The organism is Roseateles sp. L2-2 (assembly GCF_050613215.1).
GTDB lineage: Bacteria > Pseudomonadota > Gammaproteobacteria > Burkholderiales > Burkholderiaceae_C > Roseateles > Roseateles noduli.
The window spans coordinates 3,362,142-3,380,970 of record NZ_CP192509.1 but is presented as its reverse complement, the minus strand read 5'-3'; the positions used below and the strand labels follow the sequence as shown (position 1 = coordinate 3,380,970).

The following is an 18,829-nucleotide window of genomic DNA, read 5'->3' as shown; positions in this document are numbered from 1 at the left end:
CCATGGCGCGGTGCCCGCGGCGCGCCGGACTTTGCCCCTGGGACGCCGTGACTGATCCTTCCCCCCTGCCCCCTTCGACTTCTCCTGCCGCTGCGACTGCGGCGTCTTCCACCGCCGTTGCGGCGGGCTCGCGCGTACCGGTGCTCGACGCCGTGCGCGCGTTGGCCTTTGTGGGCGACCTCAGCATGGGGCAGCCGGTCGACCATTCGACGCGAGCCGCCTGGCTCGCCACGCAGATCGCTGAAGCCGCCCGCGCCGACGGCCTCGCGCTTGGCCGCGACGCCGACCTGGCGCCCGGCCACGCCGCTTGCGTGGCGCTGCTGCGTTGGTCGGGCTGCACGGCCAACGCGCCGGAGTTCTCGGTGCTGATGGGCGACGATGTCGGCGGTCGCGACGCGATGCTGTCCAACGGTTCGGCCGAGGAGGCGTCCGCGTTGGCGGGCACGCTCGGCGAGGCGGCGCTCATCCATTGCGAGGTCGCCGGCGAGATCGCCCGGCTGCTGGGCCTGCCCGCCAACATCGAGCGCGCAATGCGCCATCTCTTCGAGACCTGGAACGGCCACGGCAAGCCCGACGGCCTGAGCGGCGACGAGGTGCCCGCCGTCGTCTTCCATGTGGCGCTGGCGGGAGACCTGGAGATCTTCTCGCGGGTGCACGGCGTGGCGGCAGCGCTGCGTCACATCGGCGAGCGCTCGGATGCGAAGTATCCGAAGGCACTGGTCGACGTCGTGACGCGGAATGCGCAGACGTGGATGAGCGCGCTGGACGCCGGTGCCCACGAGGGCTCGCAGACCGCCGGCAAGCTCGATGAGACGCTGGCTGCGCTCGAGACGCCGCTGGAACTGGTCGCCGACGTCATCGACCTCAAGCTCCCCTGGATGACGGGCCTGTCGCGGCGCGTGGCCGATTCTGCGCGCGAAGCGGGCGCGGTGCTCGGCTTCGACGCGGCGGCGCTGGAGCGGCTCCATCGCGCAGGCCTGCTGCACGGCATCGGCCGCGCCTCGGTGCCCAATGCGCTCTGGAACGAAGGCCGCCGACTCGGCGAGGCCGATCGCGAGAAGCTCCGCCTGATGCCCTACTGGACCGGCCGCGCCGCGCGCCGCCTCAGCGCGCTGCATGCCGAAGCGGAGCTTGCGTCCTACGTCGACGAACGGATGGACGGCTCCGGCTCCTTTCGCAGCGCGGCAGGCGCCGCGATCCCGATGCCCGCACGCGTGCTGGCCGCAGCGGCCGCGTGGGTGACGGTACGGACCGGCCGCCCCGGCGCGCCGGCGCTCGACACCGAAGCGGCCCGCGCGGCCATGAGCCAGGAAGTGGCAGCCGGTCGACTCGACCCGCAAGCCGCCGATGCCGTCTGCGGCGCTGAACGTCGGCGCGTGGTGTCTCCATCGCCGGGTTCAACAACCATCACGCTCTCCGCGCGCGAGACCGAAGTCCTCGGACGCATCGCCATCGGCGAAAGCAACAAGGAAGCGGCGAAGGTGCTCGGCATCAGCCCCGCGACCGTCCGGACCCATCTGGAAAGCGCGTTCCGCAAGCTCGAATGCAGCACGCGGGCTGCGGCGACATTGAAAGCGATGACGATGGGGTTGCTGACGGTCTGAAACCGCCTAACTGCCCTCGCCAGGGCGTTGGCCGCTGGACCATGGGGCCTTGGCGTCAAGCGCCAAAACCCCAAGGACCACCGTCCCCAACCAGTTCCTGACTTCGTCGATCACTTCGGCGGGCTTGTCCTTGTGCGGCGAATGCCCGCATGCGGGGATCTCGAAGAGACGTGTCTGCGGGACTTCGCGCGCGATGCCCCGGATCTGCTCGAGCGTGCCGTACTCGTCGTCGACACCTTGCATCGCGAGCAGCGGACACGTGATCGCGCGGATCTCCTCAACGATCGACCAGTCGCGGAACGCAGCACTCAGCCACGTCTGGCTCCATCCGCCGAACGGTGAATCCGGATCGTCATGGAAGCGCGCGAGACGGTCGCGCAGCGGGCCCGCCTCGTAGATCTCGACCGTCTTGCGAATGCCGTCGAGGGAGATGTCTTCGACGACGATGTGCGGCGCCGCGACGATCGCGCCCGCCGTCGGCAACTTCGCCGCATGCAGCAGCGCAATCGACCCGCCGTCGCTGTGCCCGAAGAGCCACGGCGGCGAAGTCACACCCAATCCCGCAAGCACCGCAGGCAGCACCTCGTGTGCCTGACGGTGCAGGTAGTCGACCTCCCAGCGATCATCGGGTGCGCGCATCGTCGAGCGCCCGTAGCCGGGACGCGAGTACACGAGCCCGCGCATGCCGATCGCTTCGCACAAGCGCGCCGGGAAGTCCCGCCACATCGCGATCGAGCCCAGGCCTTCGTGGAGGAAAACCATCACCGGCGCATCGGCGATCGTGTCGCTGATCGCAGCGTTGACCCAGGTGTATTCGATGTCGGTGGTCCGGCCGCGCCAGTCGATGCGTAGCCGTTGCGTCGAAGTCGTGCTGTTCATGGGCACGATCTTAGGCATGCGCAAAAAGAAAAGGCCCCGGTCGTGAGACCGGGGCCGAAAGTTCGTCCGCCTGCAGAGGGAAAAGGCGGACCATGCGAGAGAGAAGCATGAACAACGGAAGCTCGAATTCCGTTGTCAGGATCAACTGTAGGGAGGTCGGCGTTCCGTGGCACGACGGCATGGCCGCATCGTGCCCTCGGTGAACGCCCGATGCGCGTGTCGGGCGTTCGCCTACACGGCTTCAATCCGCCGCGGCGGTGCCGGTCGCGCGGCCCGTGCCACCGAGCGCGCGCTGCGCGCTGGCGGCCATGAACAGCGCGAAGAAGACGACGCAGGAGAGACCGGCCGTGAGCGAGGTGTGCTCCGCGATCATGCCGATGAGCGGCGGGCCGGCCATCATGCCCAGGTAGCCCAGCGAGGAGACCGCCGCGATGCCGTGCGCGGCGCTGACGCCGGGCACCTTCGAGGCCGCGCTGAACAGCACCGGGACGACGTTGGACAGGCCCAGGCCCACCAGCGCGAAGCCCAGCAGGCCCGCGGAGGCGACCGGCACCAGCAGCGCGGTGGCCATGCCGGCGGCCGCCAGCAGTCCGCTCGCGATCATGAGCGGCACCGGTGCGACACGCGCCCGCACCCAGTCGCCACCGAAGCGGCCCAGCGCCATCGCCAGACTGAAGCTCGCGTAGCCGAGCGCGGACAGACTCGCATCGCTCGCGCGCTCCTGCTTCATGAAGAGCACGCTCCAGTCGTACATCGCACCCTCGGCGATCAAGCCGAGCGCGGCCAGCGTACCGATGAGCGCAAGCACGCCGCGCGGCAGGCTCAACGGCTGCGACTCGCCAGCGTCGGTCTTCATCTTCAGCATCGCGCCGCAGGCGCCCAGGATCAGCACCATGCCCGTGCCGCAGGCCACCAGCAGATGGGTCTGCGGCGTCCAGCCCAGCAGCGGCAGCAGGCTGCCGACACCGGCGCCGACCATGCCTCCGAGACTGAACATCGCGTGGAAGCCGCTCATCAGCGGCCGGCCGGCAAGATGCTCGATCTCGGTGGCCTCGGCGTTGATGGCGACGTCGAACAGACTCGCCGTCGCGCCGAAGAGCATCAGCAGCAGAACCAGCCCGAGGTAGACGCTCGGCGCGATCAGCATCGACACGCCCGCCGCGCAGAGCACGCCGGTGAGCCCCGCCACGCCGCGTGGACCGAAGCGGGCCACGACACGCCCAGCTTGCGTCAACGCCAGCAGCGCGCCCACACCCGAGGCCAGCATCGCAATCGCCAGCGACTGCTCACCCAGACCGTAATGCGCCTTGACCGTCGGCACATGCACACCCCAGGTCGCGAACAAGGCCCCCGAGACGAAGAACTGGATGCGCAGCGCCCAGGCCGCCGAGTTCAGGCGGCGAGGCGTCAAGGTGTCGGAGATCGTGGTCATCGTGGAGCGGCGTGAAGAGCCCGTTACTGTAGGCGCCATGAGGCGCCCTTCGCGCGGATGTCGCCCCTCGTTCAGCCAAGCGCGGGCTCTCCACGAGGCATGAGGGCTCCCTCCTGGACCCTCAAGCCTCATTCCGGCCCCACCAGCACCCGCTGACCCCGCTCCCTTCGCTTGGCGCCGGAACATGCGAAGTCGGCGCCGGGGTCAGGTCATGCGTCAGGACACCATGCCGCGCAAGGCGTTGAAGAGCTTGCGCGGCTGCAAAGGCTTGAAGAGCACCGTGTGACCGCTTTCAGTGGCACGACGAAGTTCCTCGCGACTGGTGTCGCCCGTGACGAGGATCGCCGGCACCTCCATGCGGCAAAGCTCGCGCACCGCGCGGATCGCCGCAATGCCGTCCGGACCGTCGCCCAGGTGCAGGTCCGACAGGATCAGGTCCGGCGGCGCAGCGCGCGTGCGCACGGCCTCCGCCGCTTCGGCCGCGGTCGCCGCGATGATGGATTCGTAGCCCCACTCCTCCAGCAGCAGCTGCAGGCCGATGCGGATGGGCTCCTCGTCGTCGATGACCAGTACCGAGCGCGGCTCCATCACCGGCATCGGCACGGTGTCCGCCGCCGTCGTGAACTCGGGGATCTCGGGCAGACCGCCCAGCGGGATGCTCAGGCGGAACATCGTGCCCCGACCCGGCCGCGACGCGACCATCAGCCGGTAGCCCAGCAGGTGCGCCAGACGCTTGACGATCGCCAGACCCATGCCGAGTCCTTGCGTGCGGCTGCGTTCGCTCTGGCCGACCTGATAGAACTCCGCAAAGATGCGCGGCAGGTCGCTGGACTTGATGCCGATGCCGGTGTCCCAGACCTCAAGGTTGAGGTGGGTCGAGGTCGACCGCGCGACCACCACGACGCCACCCTCCTCCGTGTACTTGATCGCGTTCTGGATGAGGTTGCCCAGGATGCGCTCCAGCAGCTGCGGATCGCTGGTGACGGACTTGCCGCCCGGCGAGAAGCGCAGGCCCAGCCCCGCGCCTTCCGCCTGTCCGGCGTAGTGCATGTGCAGACGGCGAAACAGGTCGCGCAGGGTGAAGTGCTGCAGATTGGGCTCGACCGTGCCGGCGTCCAGCCGCGAGATGTCCAGCATCGCGTTGAAGGACCGCTCCAGTCCCTCGATGGAGCGCATGACGTTGCGGATCAGCGGCTCTTCCTCGGTGCCTTGAAGGCGCCGTTCCAGGCTCGCGGCGAAGAGGCCCAGCGCATGCACCGGCTGGCGCAGGTCGTGGCTCGCGATGGCGAGGAAACGGCTCTTCTCCTGATCGGCGCGGATGGCGCCGTCGCGGTCCTGCTCGATGGTGCTGAGCTGGAGGTCCTGTTCCATCAGCAGGCGCTTGGCGCGCTGCCAGCGATGGTGCTCGAGCAGGGCCAGTCCGCCCACGACGGCCGCGGCCAGGAACCAGACGGGACCGGCCCCCGCCCGCGCGGTGGGATCGAACAGTCGCGCCAGGCCTTCGGAGGCAGGCAGCACCGCGATGACCGCGGCCCAGCGCCCCATAGGCGCAAGGAGCACGCCGAGGACGGCGGCCGTGGCCGCGAGCAGCGGTCCGGTGAGCAGGCCGCGCGCGCCCGGCGATTCGGCCAGCCACGGATGCAGGGCCAGCAGGCCGAGGCAGCCGGCCGCCTGCAGGTAGAGAAGCCGCCGCCCTTCGCGGTCGGAAAAGGCCATGCGGCTGCTGTCGGTGCGGGGCCCGCGATGCGACAGGGACCGCGCGGTGAAGACGCAGCCGAGCGCGAGCGCGATGACGCCGAAGACCCAGACCATCAGGCCCGCCGCCGGCATGCCGCGCAGCAGCGCCGAGATCAGCGGCACGGCGACCGCCGTCAGCAGCCAGGGCCAGTGGCTCCAGGCCTCGTCGAAGCCGGCGTCCTGCAGCCGGCGTGTGATCGCGCGCCGCTCGCGGCGCCGACCTTCCTGGACGGATTCGTCGTTCTCCGCGACGGCGCCGGCGACCGCCACGAAGAGGCTGGGCTTGGGCGGGCGGCGCGAGCGCTTGGGGCGCGGCGGCAGGCCGTCCGCGGACGGCGGCTCGCCACCCCCGGTGGGCGTGCCGTTGCCGCCCGCACCGTCGCCGGCATCGGACGATGGCGCAGAGGCCGCACCCGCCGTGGAAGAAGCCGAACCCGGGGAGGGATCCGCGCCGGATCCATGCGGGTCGCCGGCGGACGAGGTTCCCGAAACGACGCTCGCCGGCACGTCGAGGACGTCCGGCGAGTCGATGAGGATCTCGGTCGGCGGGAAGCCGGTGTCGGGGGCGTGCTCGCGGGTCCCGCGATCGCCCCGATGGACCGTGGCCACCGCGTCAGCGGAAGAGGCTGATCATGTGCGAGCGCGACTTGACGTCCAGCGCCAGCAGCAGCGAGGAGACGTAGTTCTTCACCGTGCCCAGCGAGAGCTGCGTCGAGTTGCTGATCTCCTGGTTGCTGCAGCCCGACAGCACCAGCTCCAGGATCTCCAGATGGCGCGGGCCGAGTTCGGCCACGCGGTCGTACATCGCCGACGACGGGAAACGCGGGAACAGCGTGCCCGACTGCGACTGGCGGTGGCGCTGGCCCTCGGCCAGCAGCGCGCGCAGCGTGCTGCGCATCTCGGCCATCATCGCGCCCTTGGGCAGGTAGCCCACCGCGCCCAGCGCCCGCGCCTGGCGGACGACGAATTCATCCTGCGTGCCGCTGAAGACGACGACGCGCGCCTCGGGATAGGCCTCCATGAACTGCCGCAGCCCTTGCAGGCCCTTGCAGTCCCCCAGGTTCAGGTCGAGCAGCACGGCATCCACCGCCCCGCCCTGCGCGTACGCCTGCAGACCTTCCTGCAGCGACGACGCCTCCAGCCAGTCGATGTCGATCTCGTCCAGCGACTGGTACAGCGTGCGGATCCCCGCCCTCACCAACTCGTGGTCGTCGACCAGCAGCACCCGCCGCTTCACCGCCGGCATCGCATAACCACCACTCCCAGCCGCCTCGAACGTGCGTGCAACGGACACTGCTTCCATAGGGCCTCCCTGTTTCGACTGACCGATGGGGTCTCCGGCTCGGTCGTCGTCACCCCTTACTGCACGCCGGAGAAGCTCCGCATGATAGGCCGATGGTCACTTGCGTCGCCCCCTCTTCAGGGGGAACCCTGAGGGGGTAGGCCGGAAACACTTGTGACGACATGTTGCGAAAGTAAGGCGTCAACGCTGTCAGGCGCCATCCCCATTTATAGGGCCTCGCGCCCCGCGGCTATCCCCCATGAGGTGGGATCTGCAAACGTACCCTGCACGGAGACGCGGGCGATCCCGCTGAGAGGGATGCTCCGCCGGACGACAGCCTCCAGCAAGGTCACGGAGGACCCCGGTCCCTAGAATTCCGTCCAGCTTCCGAGACCCAATGCACCCCGCCCTCCGATCTCCCTTTCTGCCGATCGCTCCGCTGCTGGTTGCCGGTCTGACGGCGGGATCGGTGTCCCTGCCGGCGGTGGCGGCGGGCAGCCTGGTGCTGATGGATGCGCCGCCCGCGCAGACGAGCTGGTCCGGCGGTGTCTCGACCCGCAGTTGGCCCTCCGCGCCCGGCAGCCGGGCCCGCAGCAACGACCTGCTGCCCGCCGTGGAAGTCCTGACCCCTGAAGGCGGCTTCGTCTCCACGGACCTGGGCATCGGCTGGAACCTGGTCCCTCTGCTGGCCGATGCGGACACCGCCAGGACCTGGCAGGCGGGCGCACGGCTGTGGCCGCAGTTCGGGCGACCATCCCGGGTCACCCCCAAGGGCATCGACCGGCTCGGCTCGCGTGTGACGACCGAGGCCTTCGCCAATGTGCAGGCCGCTTCGTGGTTGATGCTGCAGTCGGGCTTCTCCTGGGGTAGCGGCCGCCGCCACGACGGCCAGGTGCTCGAACTCGGACTGACCTCCGGGATCCCGATCGGCGACGACCTCATCGCCGTGACGCTGGGGGCCACCGCCGCCAACGGCGCGCACCTGCGCAGCAGCTACGGCATCGGCCCCGGCGAATCCCGCGCCAGCGGCCTGCCGGCCTGGCGTCCGCGCGCCGGGATGATGGACTGGAGCATCGCGCTCAGCGGCGAGCACAAGTTCTCCGAGCACTGGTCCGTCAGCGGTCAGTGGCTGGACGCGCGGCTGGTCGGGGAGGCGTCGCGCTCGCCGCTGACGACCTCCCGGACGCAGCAGACCTTCAGCGCCAGCCTCTGGTACCGCTTCTGAGGCAAGTCCTGCCCCATCCCGCCCGCCTCCCCCGCCGTCCCGCCATGCATCGCGTCCTCCTCATCGCCGTCCCGCTGTTCGGACTCCTGATCGCCTTCGAGTGGTTGTGGGGGCGGCTGAAGGGGCGCGACACCTACGGGCTGTCCGACTCGATCAGCAGCCTGAGCCAGGGACTGATGAGTCTGGCCGTCGCCGCGGTGACGCCGCTGTTCCAGAACGGCATGTACGCCTGGCTGCAGCCGCACCTGGCGCTGGTGCCCGGTTCGGTCTGGGACGGCTGGTGGGGCTGGGTCGTGGCGATCGTGGTCTACGACTTCTGCGACTACTGGCTGCACCGCGTCAGCCACGAGAGCGCCCTCTTCTGGGCGGCGCACACCGTCCACCATCAGAGCGAGCACTTCAACCTGACCACCGCCCTGCGCCAGGAGAGCTTCTACGCGGTGATGGGCTGGCCGTTCTTCCTGCCGATGGCGCTGCTGGGCATGCCGCTGGAACAGTACGTCGCGGCGGGGCTGTTCGTGCTGCTGTACCAGTTCTGGATCCACACCGAGCACGTCGGCCGGCTGGGCTGGCTGGACCGGGTGTTCTCGACGCCGTCCAACCATCGCGTCCACCATGCGGTCAATCCGGGCTACCTGGACAAGAACTACGGCGCGGTGCTCGTGCTCTGGGACCGGATGTTCGGGACCTTCGTGGAGGAGACCGAACCCTGCGTGTACGGCACGGTCAAGGCGTTGCACAGCTGGAATCCGATCCGGGCGGTCGGGCAGTTCTACGGAGAGCTCTTCGAGCGCGCCCGCGCCACGCCGCGCTGGTCAGACCGGGTCCGGGTGCTGTTCAAGTCTCCGGGCTGGGCACCGCCGGGAACGTCGACGATGTCGGAGCCGGACGGCGACCGGCTGCGCCAGCCGCGCTTCGATCCCGTGGTGAGCCGGCTGGACCGCTGGCGCGCGGTCAGTTTGCTGGCGATGACCGGCGCGGCGTCGGCGGTCTGGCTGGACGCCAGCGACGACATGAGCGAAGGCCGCAACCTGATCGCGGCCGCGGTGATCGCCGGCGGCCTCTACGCGGCGGGTGCGTTGCTGGCACGCGGCGCGGAGAGAGCCGGCGATCGCGACGGCCTCGACATCGAGGGCCGCGACATGGCGGGCAGCCGAAGCCGCCGCCGTCGCAGCCTGCGCGGTTGGGGCCTCTACCTCGGTGCGATGGCGCTCTGCGCCGCAATGATCGCCGTTCTGCTCTGATGCTCCGACGTCGCCCGTCCCCGGCGCGGATGCCCGTTCAGCTGTGCGGCCAACCCAGCACCGACAGCGCATCGTCGTAGGACTCGTCCGCGGCCGAAGCCGCTCGCGCGGCGTCAGCTTGGTTGCTCCCCAGTTGAGCCAGACACACCATCGTCGCGCCGCCGAAGGCGATCAGGTCCTCGACCGCCGCGACCGGGAAGTCATGACCGAGCGCGTCGGACAGCTTCTCGCGCAGCGTGTGGCCCGCGTAGGTGGCCACCACCGCGCCCATCGCGCCGGCGAATGCGGCCGGCCATGAGCGGCCGCCCGCCAGTGCCGCGCCTGAGATCGCCCCACTGACCGCGCGCGCCGCAAGCCCCGGCGGATCGGTGCGATCGGGCGTCGACGGCAGCTTGTCGACGACGAGCTCGCCGAGCGCCATCGGTGTCGTGACCGCCACGGCATGGGTGGAGCCCAGGAAGGCCAGCGGCGAATCCTTGACGTCGATCCAGCCGCACCTCGCGGCCCAGCTCGCGACGGTCAACGGCGCGCTGGTCCGCGGCCCGGCGGTGCTGCCCAGCAGGAAGGCCAGCATCAGCGTGCGCCTCGAATCGGCGGGCTTGGTCGCAACGACCGGCACGCCTTGCGCCTTCGCCTCCCGGACCACCTGGGCCCCTGCGCGCACGTGGCCGAAGAAGCGGCGGAACAGGTGCCGGGCCGATTCGGTGAACGCGCCGTAGACCAGATGCGAGACATAGGAATACGGATGCGACTGCAGCGGCGCCCGCGTGATCGGGTCGCCGAAGCGGAAGGCGGGCACCAGCGTCTCGTCGACGACGGTCGCCGCGGCGACGCCGAAGACCGTGCCGCATCCGGCGGTCACCCGCGGCTCGAGTTCGGCGGCGGCGCCGTAGAGACCGCCGACCAGCGACCCCATCGCGTAATGGACGCCTTCACCGGCGGCGGTGCGTCGGCGGCGAGGCAGACGACGGCCGGTGAGCTTGGCGAGCCGGTCGGCGGCGCGTTCGGTCGACGGCATGCCGCGCACGCCCGAGGTGATGCCGACCCGCTCCAGCCCCGCCTGGAAGGCGGTCATCGCGGCGGCGCCGATCAGGCCGCCCAGCAGTCCGGAGGCGGTGCCCACGCAGAGGTCGCGCGGTCGGTGGTCGATGTCCATGGCATTCCTGTCAAGGTCGAAGTGGAGCCGCCCTTGTGGCAAGGGTCGTTCCTCCCAGGATGACGGGATGCTTGCATGCGGTCGACGCCAGAAAAGGCGCATCGCCTGTGTTGACCAGGAAGGCCTCAGCGCGGCGTGTGCCGGGCGATCGCCTCCTGCAGGCGATCGCAGGCGCGGGCGATCTGGGCGCGCGGTGCGGTCGCGACGCTGAGCATCAGCCCGGACTGCGCCCGCTCCGGATCGGCAAACCAGACCGACAGCGGTGCCGGCGAGATGCCGAAGGCGAACAGCTCCCGCGCGATCGTCAGGTCCGACGCGCCCGGGGGCGTCCGCACGAGCACCGCCAGGGCCGCCGGCAAGGTCTCCAGACCGCGCGCGTGCAGCAGGTCCAGCAGGCCGTCGCGTTGCGCCTGGTACAGCCGTTTGGCGCGACGCAGGTGGCGCAGGTAGTGCCCGTCGCGCATGAAGGCCGCGATGGCGAGTTGGGCGGCCGGTCCCGGCGGCGGCGCCAGGCAGGCGGACACCTCCGCGAAGCGCGCCGCCATGGCCGCAGGCGTGACGATGAAGCCGAGCCGCAGCCGCGGGTCTATCGTCTTGCTGAAGGAACCGATGTGGATCACCCGCCCTTGCTGGTCCAGCGACGCCAGCGCCGGCGCGGCGCGCCCCTGCAGCTGCAGTTCGCTCAGGTAGTCGTCCTCGACGATCCAGCCGTCGGCGCTCGAGGCCCAGTCGAGCAGACGCAGCCGACGCTGCAGCGACATCGTCACGCCGAGCGGCGCCTGCTGCCCCGGCGTGACGACGGCGAGCCGGGCCTGCGGCGCGCGCCGCCAGGCGGCGTCGACATCGATGCCCTCCTCGTCCACCGGGACCGGGACCGGCGTCAGGCGGCCCAGCATCAGCGCCTGGCGCGTGAAGAAGAAGCCGGGTTCCTCCATCCACGCCGAGCCGCCGTCGAGCCCGAGCACGCGCAGCGTGATCCCGAGTCCCGCCGCATACCCGCCGGTGATGAGCACCTGCTCCGGCGAGCAGACCAGGCCGCGCGCCACGGCGAGGTAGCCGGCGATCTCGCGCCGCAGCTCGATCTCTCCGCGCGGATCCGGATACAGCGCGGCGCCGGTGGTCTCCGCCAGCAGCGCCCGCGCGCGTAACCGGTGCATCAGCTTGGAAGGCAGGCTCTCCCGCGAGGGAATGCCGGGCTGGAAGATCCCCGGTCCGGCGGTCAGTTCCCGGTACATCGAGATGAACGGCCCCGGATCGAGCGTCTGCTCATCGCGCCGCGCGGCGGCGGGCCGCTCCGCGACGCGCGTGCCGGCGGAGCGCGAGGCCTCGATCATCTGTGCGGCGGCCAGCTTCTCGTAGGCCACGCGCACGGTGCCGCGCGCGACGCCCAACTGCGCCGCCAGATCGATCCAGGACGGCAGCCGCATGCCGGGCAGCAGCGCTTGCTGTTCGATGGCGGTCGCGATGCCTCGATGGATCTGGTCGGTCAAGGGAACGGGCGACGACTTGTCGAGGGAAACCTTCAGCGACGCGCTCATCGTGGTACAGCGATTCCTTCGATTCTTGGGACTCTACTTTGCACCACGGCGGGAGAAGAATCCAGTCATCGATCCCCTTCCCCTCTCCTCCCGAACCCTTTCCCCCCAAGGAGCCCACCATGTCCCACCGTCTCGACTACAGCCAGATCGCCCCCGCCGGCGTCAAGGCGCTCGGCGGCGTCTACGGTTACGTCGCGCAGAGCGGCCTGCCGCCGGCGCTCGTCGAACTCGTCTTCCTGCGGATCTCGCAGATCAACAACTGTGCCTACTGCCTCGACATGCACACGCGCGACCTGCTGAAGAAGGGCGTGCCCGTCGAGAAGCTGGCGCTGGTGCAGGCCTGGCCGGAAGGCGGCGCGCTGTTCGACGCCCGCGAACGCGCGGCGCTGGCCTGGGCCGAGTCCGTCACGCGCGTCGCCACGACCGGCGTGCCTGACGCCGACTTCGCCGTCGTGAGCGCGGCGTTCAGCGAGAAGGAAGTCGTCGACCTCACGATCGCGATCGGCCTGATGAACACCTACAACCGGCTGGCCATCAGCTTCCGCAACGTGCCGCAGGCGGTCGTGGCCGCGGCGCGCTGATCAACCGATCACGCGTCGGGCGATCGCTTCAACCGATCGCCCGGCGCAGGTTCTCGCGGGCGCGGGCGTCCAGCCGCTCGCGCAGTGCGGGCGTGCTGTACAGCACCGGCCGATCGAGGAAGATCCTGAGGATCTGCTTGCGCTTGCGGCGGAACAGGAAGCCCGGCACGTAGGCGTACTCGTCGCGGATCTGGCGCTCGTATTCGTCGAAGCGCGGGCGTTCGGCGCCCAGGATCGCGAGATCGATGTCGACGAGCACCTGTTCGTCGACGCTGGCCGGCACACCGTCGTGCTTCGTCACCAGCACCAGTAGCCGGACACGGTCGGCGACCTCGCCTGTCGCGCCGGCGGCGAGCAGTGCCTCATGCGCCCAGTCGGCGCTGCGCTCCTCGTTGCCCGAGCCCTTCACGTCATAGATGGCGTCATGGAACCACAGGGCCATCTCGACCTCGGCGGGACGGTCGGCCAGACCGCCGAACTCGTCGAACAGCGCGAGGCATTCCTCGAGATGCTGACGGGTGTGGTACTTGCGTTGCGGCTCGGCGTAGCGGACGAGCAGCTCGTCGCGCAGCGCGTTCCCGTCGCCGCGGTCGGCACCGACGAGCGCGGACCACGCGCGCTGCCAGGATCGTTCGAAGAGAGCGTTCATGTGCGCTGGATGGTAGCGGCTGTCCGGCCCGCGGCTACGATCCTCGTCATGCCCATCCACATCACCACGCCGACCGTCGAGTCGGACGCATTCAGCACCCCGGACCAGCGCGTCTGGCTGAAGCTCGAAGCGCTCCAGCCCTGCGGGTCGTTCAAGCTGCGCGGCATCGGCCACGCCTGTGAAGTCCATGCGTCGCGCGGCGCGACGCGGCTGTTGTCGTCGTCGGGCGGCAATGCGGGCATCGCGGTGGCGTATGCGGGGCGCCGGCTCGGCCTGCCGGTTGTCGTGGTCGTTCCGGAGACCACGCGCGAATGGCCCAAGACCCTGATCCGCCGCCAGGGCGCGGAGGTCGTCGTCCACGGCAAGAGCTGGATGGAGGCCAACGATCACCTGATGTCGCTGCGACAGCCGACGGATGCCTTCATCCACCCGTTCGACGATCCGCTGCTGTGGGACGGCCACGCGTCGATGATCGCGGAGGCGGCGACGCAGGCGCCCAAGCCGGATGCGGTGGTGCTGTCGGTCGGCGGCGGTGGGCTGATGAGCGGCGTGTTGCAGGGCATGCACGCGGTCGGCTGGCAGGACGTGCCGCTGGTGGCGGTGGAGACGCACGGCGCCGATTCGCTGAATGCGGCGATCGCCGCGGGCGAGCTGGTGACGCTGGACGCGATCACGAGCCTGGCGACCTCGCTGGGCGCCAGGCGGGTCAGCGAGCGCGCTTTCGCGTGGACGAAGGAACATCCGGTCGTCGCCACGACGGTGACCGACGCCGAGGCCGTGCAGGCCTGCCTCGACGTGGCGAAGGAACACCGCGTCATCGTCGAACCGGCCTGCGGTGCCGCGGTCGCGGCGACGCTCAAGCGCGCAGTGCCGGCGCTGCAAGAGGCCAGGAACGTGCTGGTGATCCTCTGCGGTGGCGCCTGCGCGACCTACGAGGACCTGCTCGACTGGCGCGCTGGTCGCTGAATCACCGTCGTCTGCCCTTCTGCCTGTAGCGTTCCCGCAATCGAACGACTGCATCACATTGACGGTGATCGTCCTGAACGATGCACCGGATCAGGACGTTGGTATCGACGGCGCCCATCAGCGGAACGGACTCATCTCTTCGACGGATACCGTCTTGCCGTTGCGCGGCTTCAGCATTCCCGCCAGCGCCGCCAACGACGTCGTCTTGGCGCGAACATAGAGGGTATTGTCGCCGCGGGTGTACCAGACGAACGGAGTGCCAGGCTTTGCGCCCAATTCCTTCAAGATCTCCTCGGGCACCTGCAGGGTGCCTTGCTCGCTCAGAAACGTTTCATGCATTGCCATCTCCATTCAGTGAGTCACCGGAATTCGGCTGCGGCGACTCATCCGCCACCGGCCTTTTCGACTTCGCAACGACGTGGATGCTTCCGTCCTCCGTCAGCTTCCAGATGAAGCGCGTGCCGAGCCTGGCGCCGACGGCCTTCCGGATGTCCTCGGGAACGACGATCCGTCCGTTCATTTCCATCTTCGACATCGACACGCCACTCTCCTTGCGAAGCGATGCCGCCACTTTAGGAAAACGTCGCGTCGGGTGCCATGACTTGCACTTGTGGACATGGCGCCGATGGCACTCTCACGAGGCATCGCACACACGCGGATGAGTGGATCCGCGGAACGCCCCGGCCATCTCCCGACGCCCAAGGGGTGGCGGAGCGACGCAGCCGCTCCGCCTTCTGCCGACCCGGAGGTCAGCGGTCGATCATTGCGGCGCGGAAGCCGCCGTTGCAGCCGTCGCGGCCGTCGGTGCCACGGGCGCACCGGCGCTCCCGGGGAACAACTGGTCCACCAGCTCAACGACCTTCTTGTCGGCGTCGATGAACTTGCCCATGCTGCCGCTGCCGTGCGTGGCGTCGTACTTCGCCTCGCCGATCTGCTTGCCGGCGCTGAAGACGCGGATCTCGGCATACGCCATGTACAGCGCCAGGTCCCAGCGCCACGTGGCGTTGTAGGTGCTCGTCACCGCGCAGTCGGTGATCAAAGCCACCGTCGGCAAGGTCCGCACTTCATAGCCCTTGCTCGCCAGCGCGCGCTTGTAGCCGTCGCTGAACCCCTTGCGCACCACCGGGTTGTCGATCACGCAGATCACCCGGTCCTCCATGCGGACCTGCACCGGCGTCACGTTCTGATGGATCGCGCAGCCGCTCAGACCCACGGCCGCCAACGCGGCCACTCCCAACTTCTTCATGCTCCCTCCTGGAGACTCGTCTTCTTGAAGGCGCGATTCTAGAAACAAGGGGGCGCCCCTCCCGAGGCGCCCCCGCATCCGGACGTTCGGAAAAACCTCAGGTCGCGACAGGCGCCGCAGGCGTGTTGCCGACGTTGGTCCCGGCGCTTTCCTCCGCCTCGTCACGCCGGTAGACCCACCGGTACAGCACCGGCAGCACCAGCAGGGTCAGCGCCGTCGAGGACAGGATCCCGCCGATCACCACCGTCGCCAGCGGGCGCTGCACCTCGGCGCCCGTCCCCGTGGCGAGCGCCATCGGGACGAATCCGAGCGAGGCCACCAGCGCCGTCATGAGCACCGGGCGCAGCCGCGTCAACGCGCCTTCATGGATGGCCTCCTCCAACGGACGGCCCTGCTCCCTCAACTGGCGGATGAAGGAGATCATCACCAGCCCGTTCAGCACCGCCACGCCGCTGAGCGCGATGAACCCGACCGCCGCCGAGATCGACAGCGGAATCCCCCGCATCCACAGCGCCAGCACGCCGCCGGTCAACGCGAACGGGATGCCCGAGAACACCAGCAGCCCGTCCCGCGCGTTGCCGAACATCGCGAACAGCAGGACGAAGACCAGCCCCAGCGCCACCGGCACCACGACGCGCAGGCGCTCGCTGGCCGATTGCAGGTTCTCGAACTGGCCGCCCCAGCCCAGCCAGTAACCCGACGGCAGCGCGACCTGCGCCGCCACCGCCTGCTGCGCCTGCGCGACGAACGAGCCGAGGTCCCGTCCGCGCACGTTGGCGCTGACGACGACGCGCCGCTTGCCGTCCTCGCGGCTGACCTGGTTGGGGCCGGGCGCCAGCGCCAGCGTCGCGACTTCGGACAACGGGATGAAGCGCGTCGCTCCATCGCCGCCGCGCGGCAGCGGCACCGGCAGCCGCTCGATGGCCGCCAGGTCCGTGCGCAACGCCTCGGGCAGGCGCACGACGATGGAGAAGCGCCGGTCGCCCTCGAACAGCGTGCCGGCGTGCGCGCCGCCTGTCGCGGTCGCGACCAGCTGCTGCACGTCCTGCAGGTTCAGCCCGTGGCGGCCCGCCTTCTCGCGGTCGATGTCGACGGTGAGCATCGGCAGCCCGGTGGTCTGCTCGACGTTGACCTCCGCCGCGCCCTCCAGCCCGCCGAGCACCGCGGCGATCTTCGCCGCCGCCGCGTTCAGCTGATCCATGTCGTCGCCGAAGACCTTCACCGCCACGTCCGAGCGCACGCCCGAGATCAGCTCGTTGAAGCGCAGCTGGATCGGCTGCGAGAACTCGTAGTTCTGCCCCGGCAGCGTCGCCAGTTCCTCCTGCACCGCCGCGATCAGCGCGTCGCGCGTGCGGCGCGGCTCGGGCCACTGGTCCGTCGGCTTGAGCATCACGTAGGCGTCGGAGATGTTGGGCGGCATCGGGTCCGCCGCGATCTCGGCCGTGCCGGTGCGCGAGAACACGCGCTCGATCTCCGGGAACTTCTCCTTCAGCCGCGCCTCCATCTGCTGCTGCATCGCCACCGACTGCGACAGGCTGGTGCCCGGCAGCCGCAGCGCCTGCACCGCGAAGTCGCCTTCGTTGAGGCTGGGCACAAACTCGCTCCCCAACCGCGTCGCGAGCAAGGTCGACAACACCACCGCCACGACCGCGCCCGTGATGACCACCGGCCGCGCGCCCATGGCCCTGGCCAGCAGCGGCTCGTAGGCGCGGTGCGCCCAGGCCATCACGCGGCTTTCCTTCTCCTGGACCTTGTCGCCGATGAACAGCGCCACCGCCGCCGGCACGAAGGTGATCGACAGGATCATCGCGCCCAGCAGCGCCATCACCACGGTCACGGCCATCGGATGGAACATCCGCCCCTCCACGCCGGTGAGCGCGAAGATCGGCAGGTAGACCACCATGATGATCAGTTGCCCGAACAGCAGCGGTCGGCGCGCCTCCTGCGCCGCCGCGAAGACCTCGTGGAAGCGTTCCGCGCGCGTCAACGGTCGGCCCAGTCGCGACTGGGCATGCGCCAGACGCCGCACGCAGTTCTCGACGATCACGACCGCGCCGTCCACGATGATCCCGAAGTCCAGCGCGCCCAGGCTCATCAGGTTGGCGCTGACCTTCTGGCCGACCATGCCGGTGAAGGTGAACAGCATGGACAGCGGGATCACCAGCGCCGTCAGCACCGCCGCGCGCAGGTTACCCAGGAACAGGAACAGCACCGCGATCACCAGCACCGCACCTTCGACCAGGTTGCGCTTGACCGTGGCGATCGCCTTGTCCACCAGCACCGTGCGGTCGTAGACGGTGACGACGTGCACGCCCTTGGGCAGGGTCGTGGCGACCTCCTTCATCTTGCGGTCCACCGCCTGCGCGACGCTGCGGCTGTTCTCGCCGATCAGCATGAAGACGGTGCCCAGCACCACCTCGCGGCCGTTGTCGGTGGCCGCGCCGCTGCGCAGTTCCCTGCCGATGCCGACCTGGGCCACGTCGCGCACCCGAACCGGCACGCCGGCGTCGGTGCGCAGCACGACGTTGCCGATGTCGGCCAGGTCCCTCAGCTGGCCCGGCGCGCGGATCAGGTACTGCTCGCCGCGGCGCTCGATGTAGCCGGCGCCGACGTTGGCGTTGTTGCGCTCCAGCGCCTGGACCACCTCCGCCAGCGTCAGCCCGTGCGAGGACAGCCGCCCGGGATCGGGTGCGATCTCGAACTCCTTGGCGAAGCCGCCTATCGTGTTGACCTCGGTCACGCCGGGCACGTTGCGCAGCTGCGGCTTGACGACCCAGTCCTGGATCTCGCGCAGGTCGATCGGCGTGTAGGGCGAGCCGTCGGGCTTGCGCGCGCCCTCCTCGGCCTCGATGGTCCACTGGTAGATCTCGCCCAGGCCCGTGGACACCGGCCCCATCGCCGGCGTCAGGCCGTCGGGCAGGTGCTCGCGCGCGGCCTGCAGCCGCTCGTTGACCAGTTGCCGCGCGAAGTGGATGTCGGTGCCGTCGGCGAAGATCACCGTCACCTGCGACAGCCCGTAGCGCGACAGCGAGCGCGTCTGCTTCAGCCCCGGCAGGCCCGCCATTGCGGTCTCGACCGGGAAGGTCACGCGCTGCTCCGCCTCCAGCGGCGAGTAGCCCGGCGCGCCGGTGTTGATCTGCACCTGCACGTTGGTGATGTCGGGCACGGCGTCGATGGGCAGCTTCTGGTAGCTGAAGACGCCCAGCGCGGCCATGCCCAGGACGGCGAGGAGCACCAGCCATCGGTGCTCGATGGCGAATCGGATGATGCGTTCGAACATGCGGCCTCCG

Annotated in this window: 16 protein-coding genes; 5 read left to right on the top strand and 11 right to left on the bottom strand. The window is 69.8% G+C overall.

The genetic code is table 11. From position 1 onward, the window contains the following. Window positions 1–47: 47 nt before the first annotated feature. The gene (locus ACQZ13_RS15180) at window positions 48–1,604 is read left to right on the top strand and encodes an HD domain-containing phosphohydrolase (RefSeq protein ID WP_431045766.1); all 1,557 of its coding nucleotides are present in this window, start codon (window positions 48–50) and stop codon (window positions 1,602–1,604) included. A gap of 6 nt (window positions 1,605–1,610) precedes the next feature. On the opposite strand, the gene ACQZ13_RS15175 is transcribed toward ACQZ13_RS15180, so the two are convergent. The 4 genes from ACQZ13_RS15175 to ACQZ13_RS15160 form a co-directional block, all read right to left on the bottom strand. Continuing rightward, window positions 1,611–2,483 (bottom strand): alpha/beta fold hydrolase, encoded by an 873-nt coding sequence (locus tag ACQZ13_RS15175; RefSeq protein WP_431045764.1) that lies wholly within the window; start codon window positions 2,481–2,483, stop codon window positions 1,611–1,613. A 241-nt stretch (window positions 2,484–2,724) separates the two neighbouring features. Next, window positions 2,725–3,915: an MFS transporter gene (locus ACQZ13_RS15170; RefSeq protein WP_431045762.1), complete on the bottom strand. Its 1,191-nt coding sequence runs from the start codon at window positions 3,913–3,915 to the stop codon at window positions 2,725–2,727. A 216-nt stretch (window positions 3,916–4,131) separates the two neighbouring features. Continuing rightward, window positions 4,132–6,261 (bottom strand): ATP-binding protein, encoded by a 2,130-nt coding sequence (locus tag ACQZ13_RS15165; protein ID WP_431045760.1) that lies wholly within the window; start codon window positions 6,259–6,261, stop codon window positions 4,132–4,134. A 4-nt stretch (window positions 6,262–6,265) separates the two neighbouring features. Further along, entirely contained in the window at window positions 6,266–6,955 is a 690-nt protein-coding gene (locus tag ACQZ13_RS15160; RefSeq protein WP_431045758.1) for a response regulator, read from the bottom strand. A gap of 376 nt (window positions 6,956–7,331) precedes the next feature. Here ACQZ13_RS15160 and ACQZ13_RS15155 point away from each other — a divergent pair, with 376 nt between their 5' ends. Further along, window positions 7,332–8,159 (top strand): MipA/OmpV family protein, encoded by an 828-nt coding sequence (locus tag ACQZ13_RS15155; protein ID WP_431045756.1) that lies wholly within the window; start codon window positions 7,332–7,334, stop codon window positions 8,157–8,159. 44 nt (window positions 8,160–8,203) lie between these two features. Beyond that, the gene (locus ACQZ13_RS15150; protein ID WP_431045754.1) at window positions 8,204–9,403 is read left to right on the top strand and encodes a sterol desaturase family protein; all 1,200 of its coding nucleotides are present in this window, start codon (window positions 8,204–8,206) and stop codon (window positions 9,401–9,403) included. Between the two features lie 37 nt (window positions 9,404–9,440). Here ACQZ13_RS15150 and ACQZ13_RS15145 read toward each other — a convergent pair whose 3' ends face one another. Both ACQZ13_RS15145 and ACQZ13_RS15140 read right to left on the bottom strand, forming a co-directional pair. Continuing rightward, window positions 9,441–10,559, bottom strand: coding sequence for a DUF4126 family protein (locus ACQZ13_RS15145; protein WP_431045752.1), 1,119 nt, complete (start codon window positions 10,557–10,559; stop codon window positions 9,441–9,443). A 125-nt stretch (window positions 10,560–10,684) separates the two neighbouring features. Further along, the gene (locus tag ACQZ13_RS15140) at window positions 10,685–12,097 is read right to left on the bottom strand and encodes a PLP-dependent aminotransferase family protein (RefSeq protein WP_431045750.1); all 1,413 of its coding nucleotides are present in this window, start codon (window positions 12,095–12,097) and stop codon (window positions 10,685–10,687) included. Window positions 12,098–12,216: 119 nt separating this feature from the next. Between ACQZ13_RS15140 and ACQZ13_RS15135 the strand changes: the two genes are divergently transcribed. Continuing rightward, window positions 12,217–12,678, top strand: coding sequence for a carboxymuconolactone decarboxylase family protein (locus tag ACQZ13_RS15135; protein WP_431045748.1), 462 nt, complete (start codon window positions 12,217–12,219; stop codon window positions 12,676–12,678). 28 nt (window positions 12,679–12,706) lie between these two features. On the opposite strand, the gene ACQZ13_RS15130 is transcribed toward ACQZ13_RS15135, so the two are convergent. Then, a complete protein-coding gene (locus ACQZ13_RS15130; protein WP_431045746.1) occupies window positions 12,707–13,327 on the bottom strand; it encodes an HD domain-containing protein in 621 nt (206 codons plus the stop codon). 48 nt (window positions 13,328–13,375) lie between these two features. Between ACQZ13_RS15130 and ACQZ13_RS15125 the strand changes: the two genes are divergently transcribed. Then, entirely contained in the window at window positions 13,376–14,293 is a 918-nt protein-coding gene (locus ACQZ13_RS15125; RefSeq protein WP_431045744.1) for a pyridoxal-phosphate dependent enzyme, read from the top strand. Between the two features lie 117 nt (window positions 14,294–14,410). On the opposite strand, the gene ACQZ13_RS15120 is transcribed toward ACQZ13_RS15125, so the two are convergent. The 4 genes from ACQZ13_RS15120 to ACQZ13_RS15105 all read right to left on the bottom strand — a co-directional run bounded on the left by ACQZ13_RS15120 (window position 14,411) and on the right by ACQZ13_RS15105 (window position 18,819). Beyond that, complete coding sequence (locus tag ACQZ13_RS15120) at window positions 14,411–14,632, bottom strand: AbrB family transcriptional regulator (protein ID WP_431045742.1); 222 nt, start codon at window positions 14,630–14,632, stop codon at window positions 14,411–14,413. Continuing rightward, complete coding sequence (locus ACQZ13_RS15115) at window positions 14,625–14,834, bottom strand: AbrB/MazE/SpoVT family DNA-binding domain-containing protein (protein WP_431045740.1); 210 nt, start codon at window positions 14,832–14,834, stop codon at window positions 14,625–14,627. Before ACQZ13_RS15115 ends, ACQZ13_RS15120 begins: the two co-directional genes overlap by 8 nt. A gap of 219 nt (window positions 14,835–15,053) precedes the next feature. Next, window positions 15,054–15,539 (bottom strand): Sbal_3080 family lipoprotein, encoded by a 486-nt coding sequence (locus ACQZ13_RS15110; protein ID WP_431045738.1) that lies wholly within the window; start codon window positions 15,537–15,539, stop codon window positions 15,054–15,056. A gap of 97 nt (window positions 15,540–15,636) precedes the next feature. Next, window positions 15,637–18,819 (bottom strand): efflux RND transporter permease subunit, encoded by a 3,183-nt coding sequence (locus ACQZ13_RS15105; RefSeq protein ID WP_431045736.1) that lies wholly within the window; start codon window positions 18,817–18,819, stop codon window positions 15,637–15,639. Window positions 18,820–18,829: the final 10 nt, after the last annotated feature.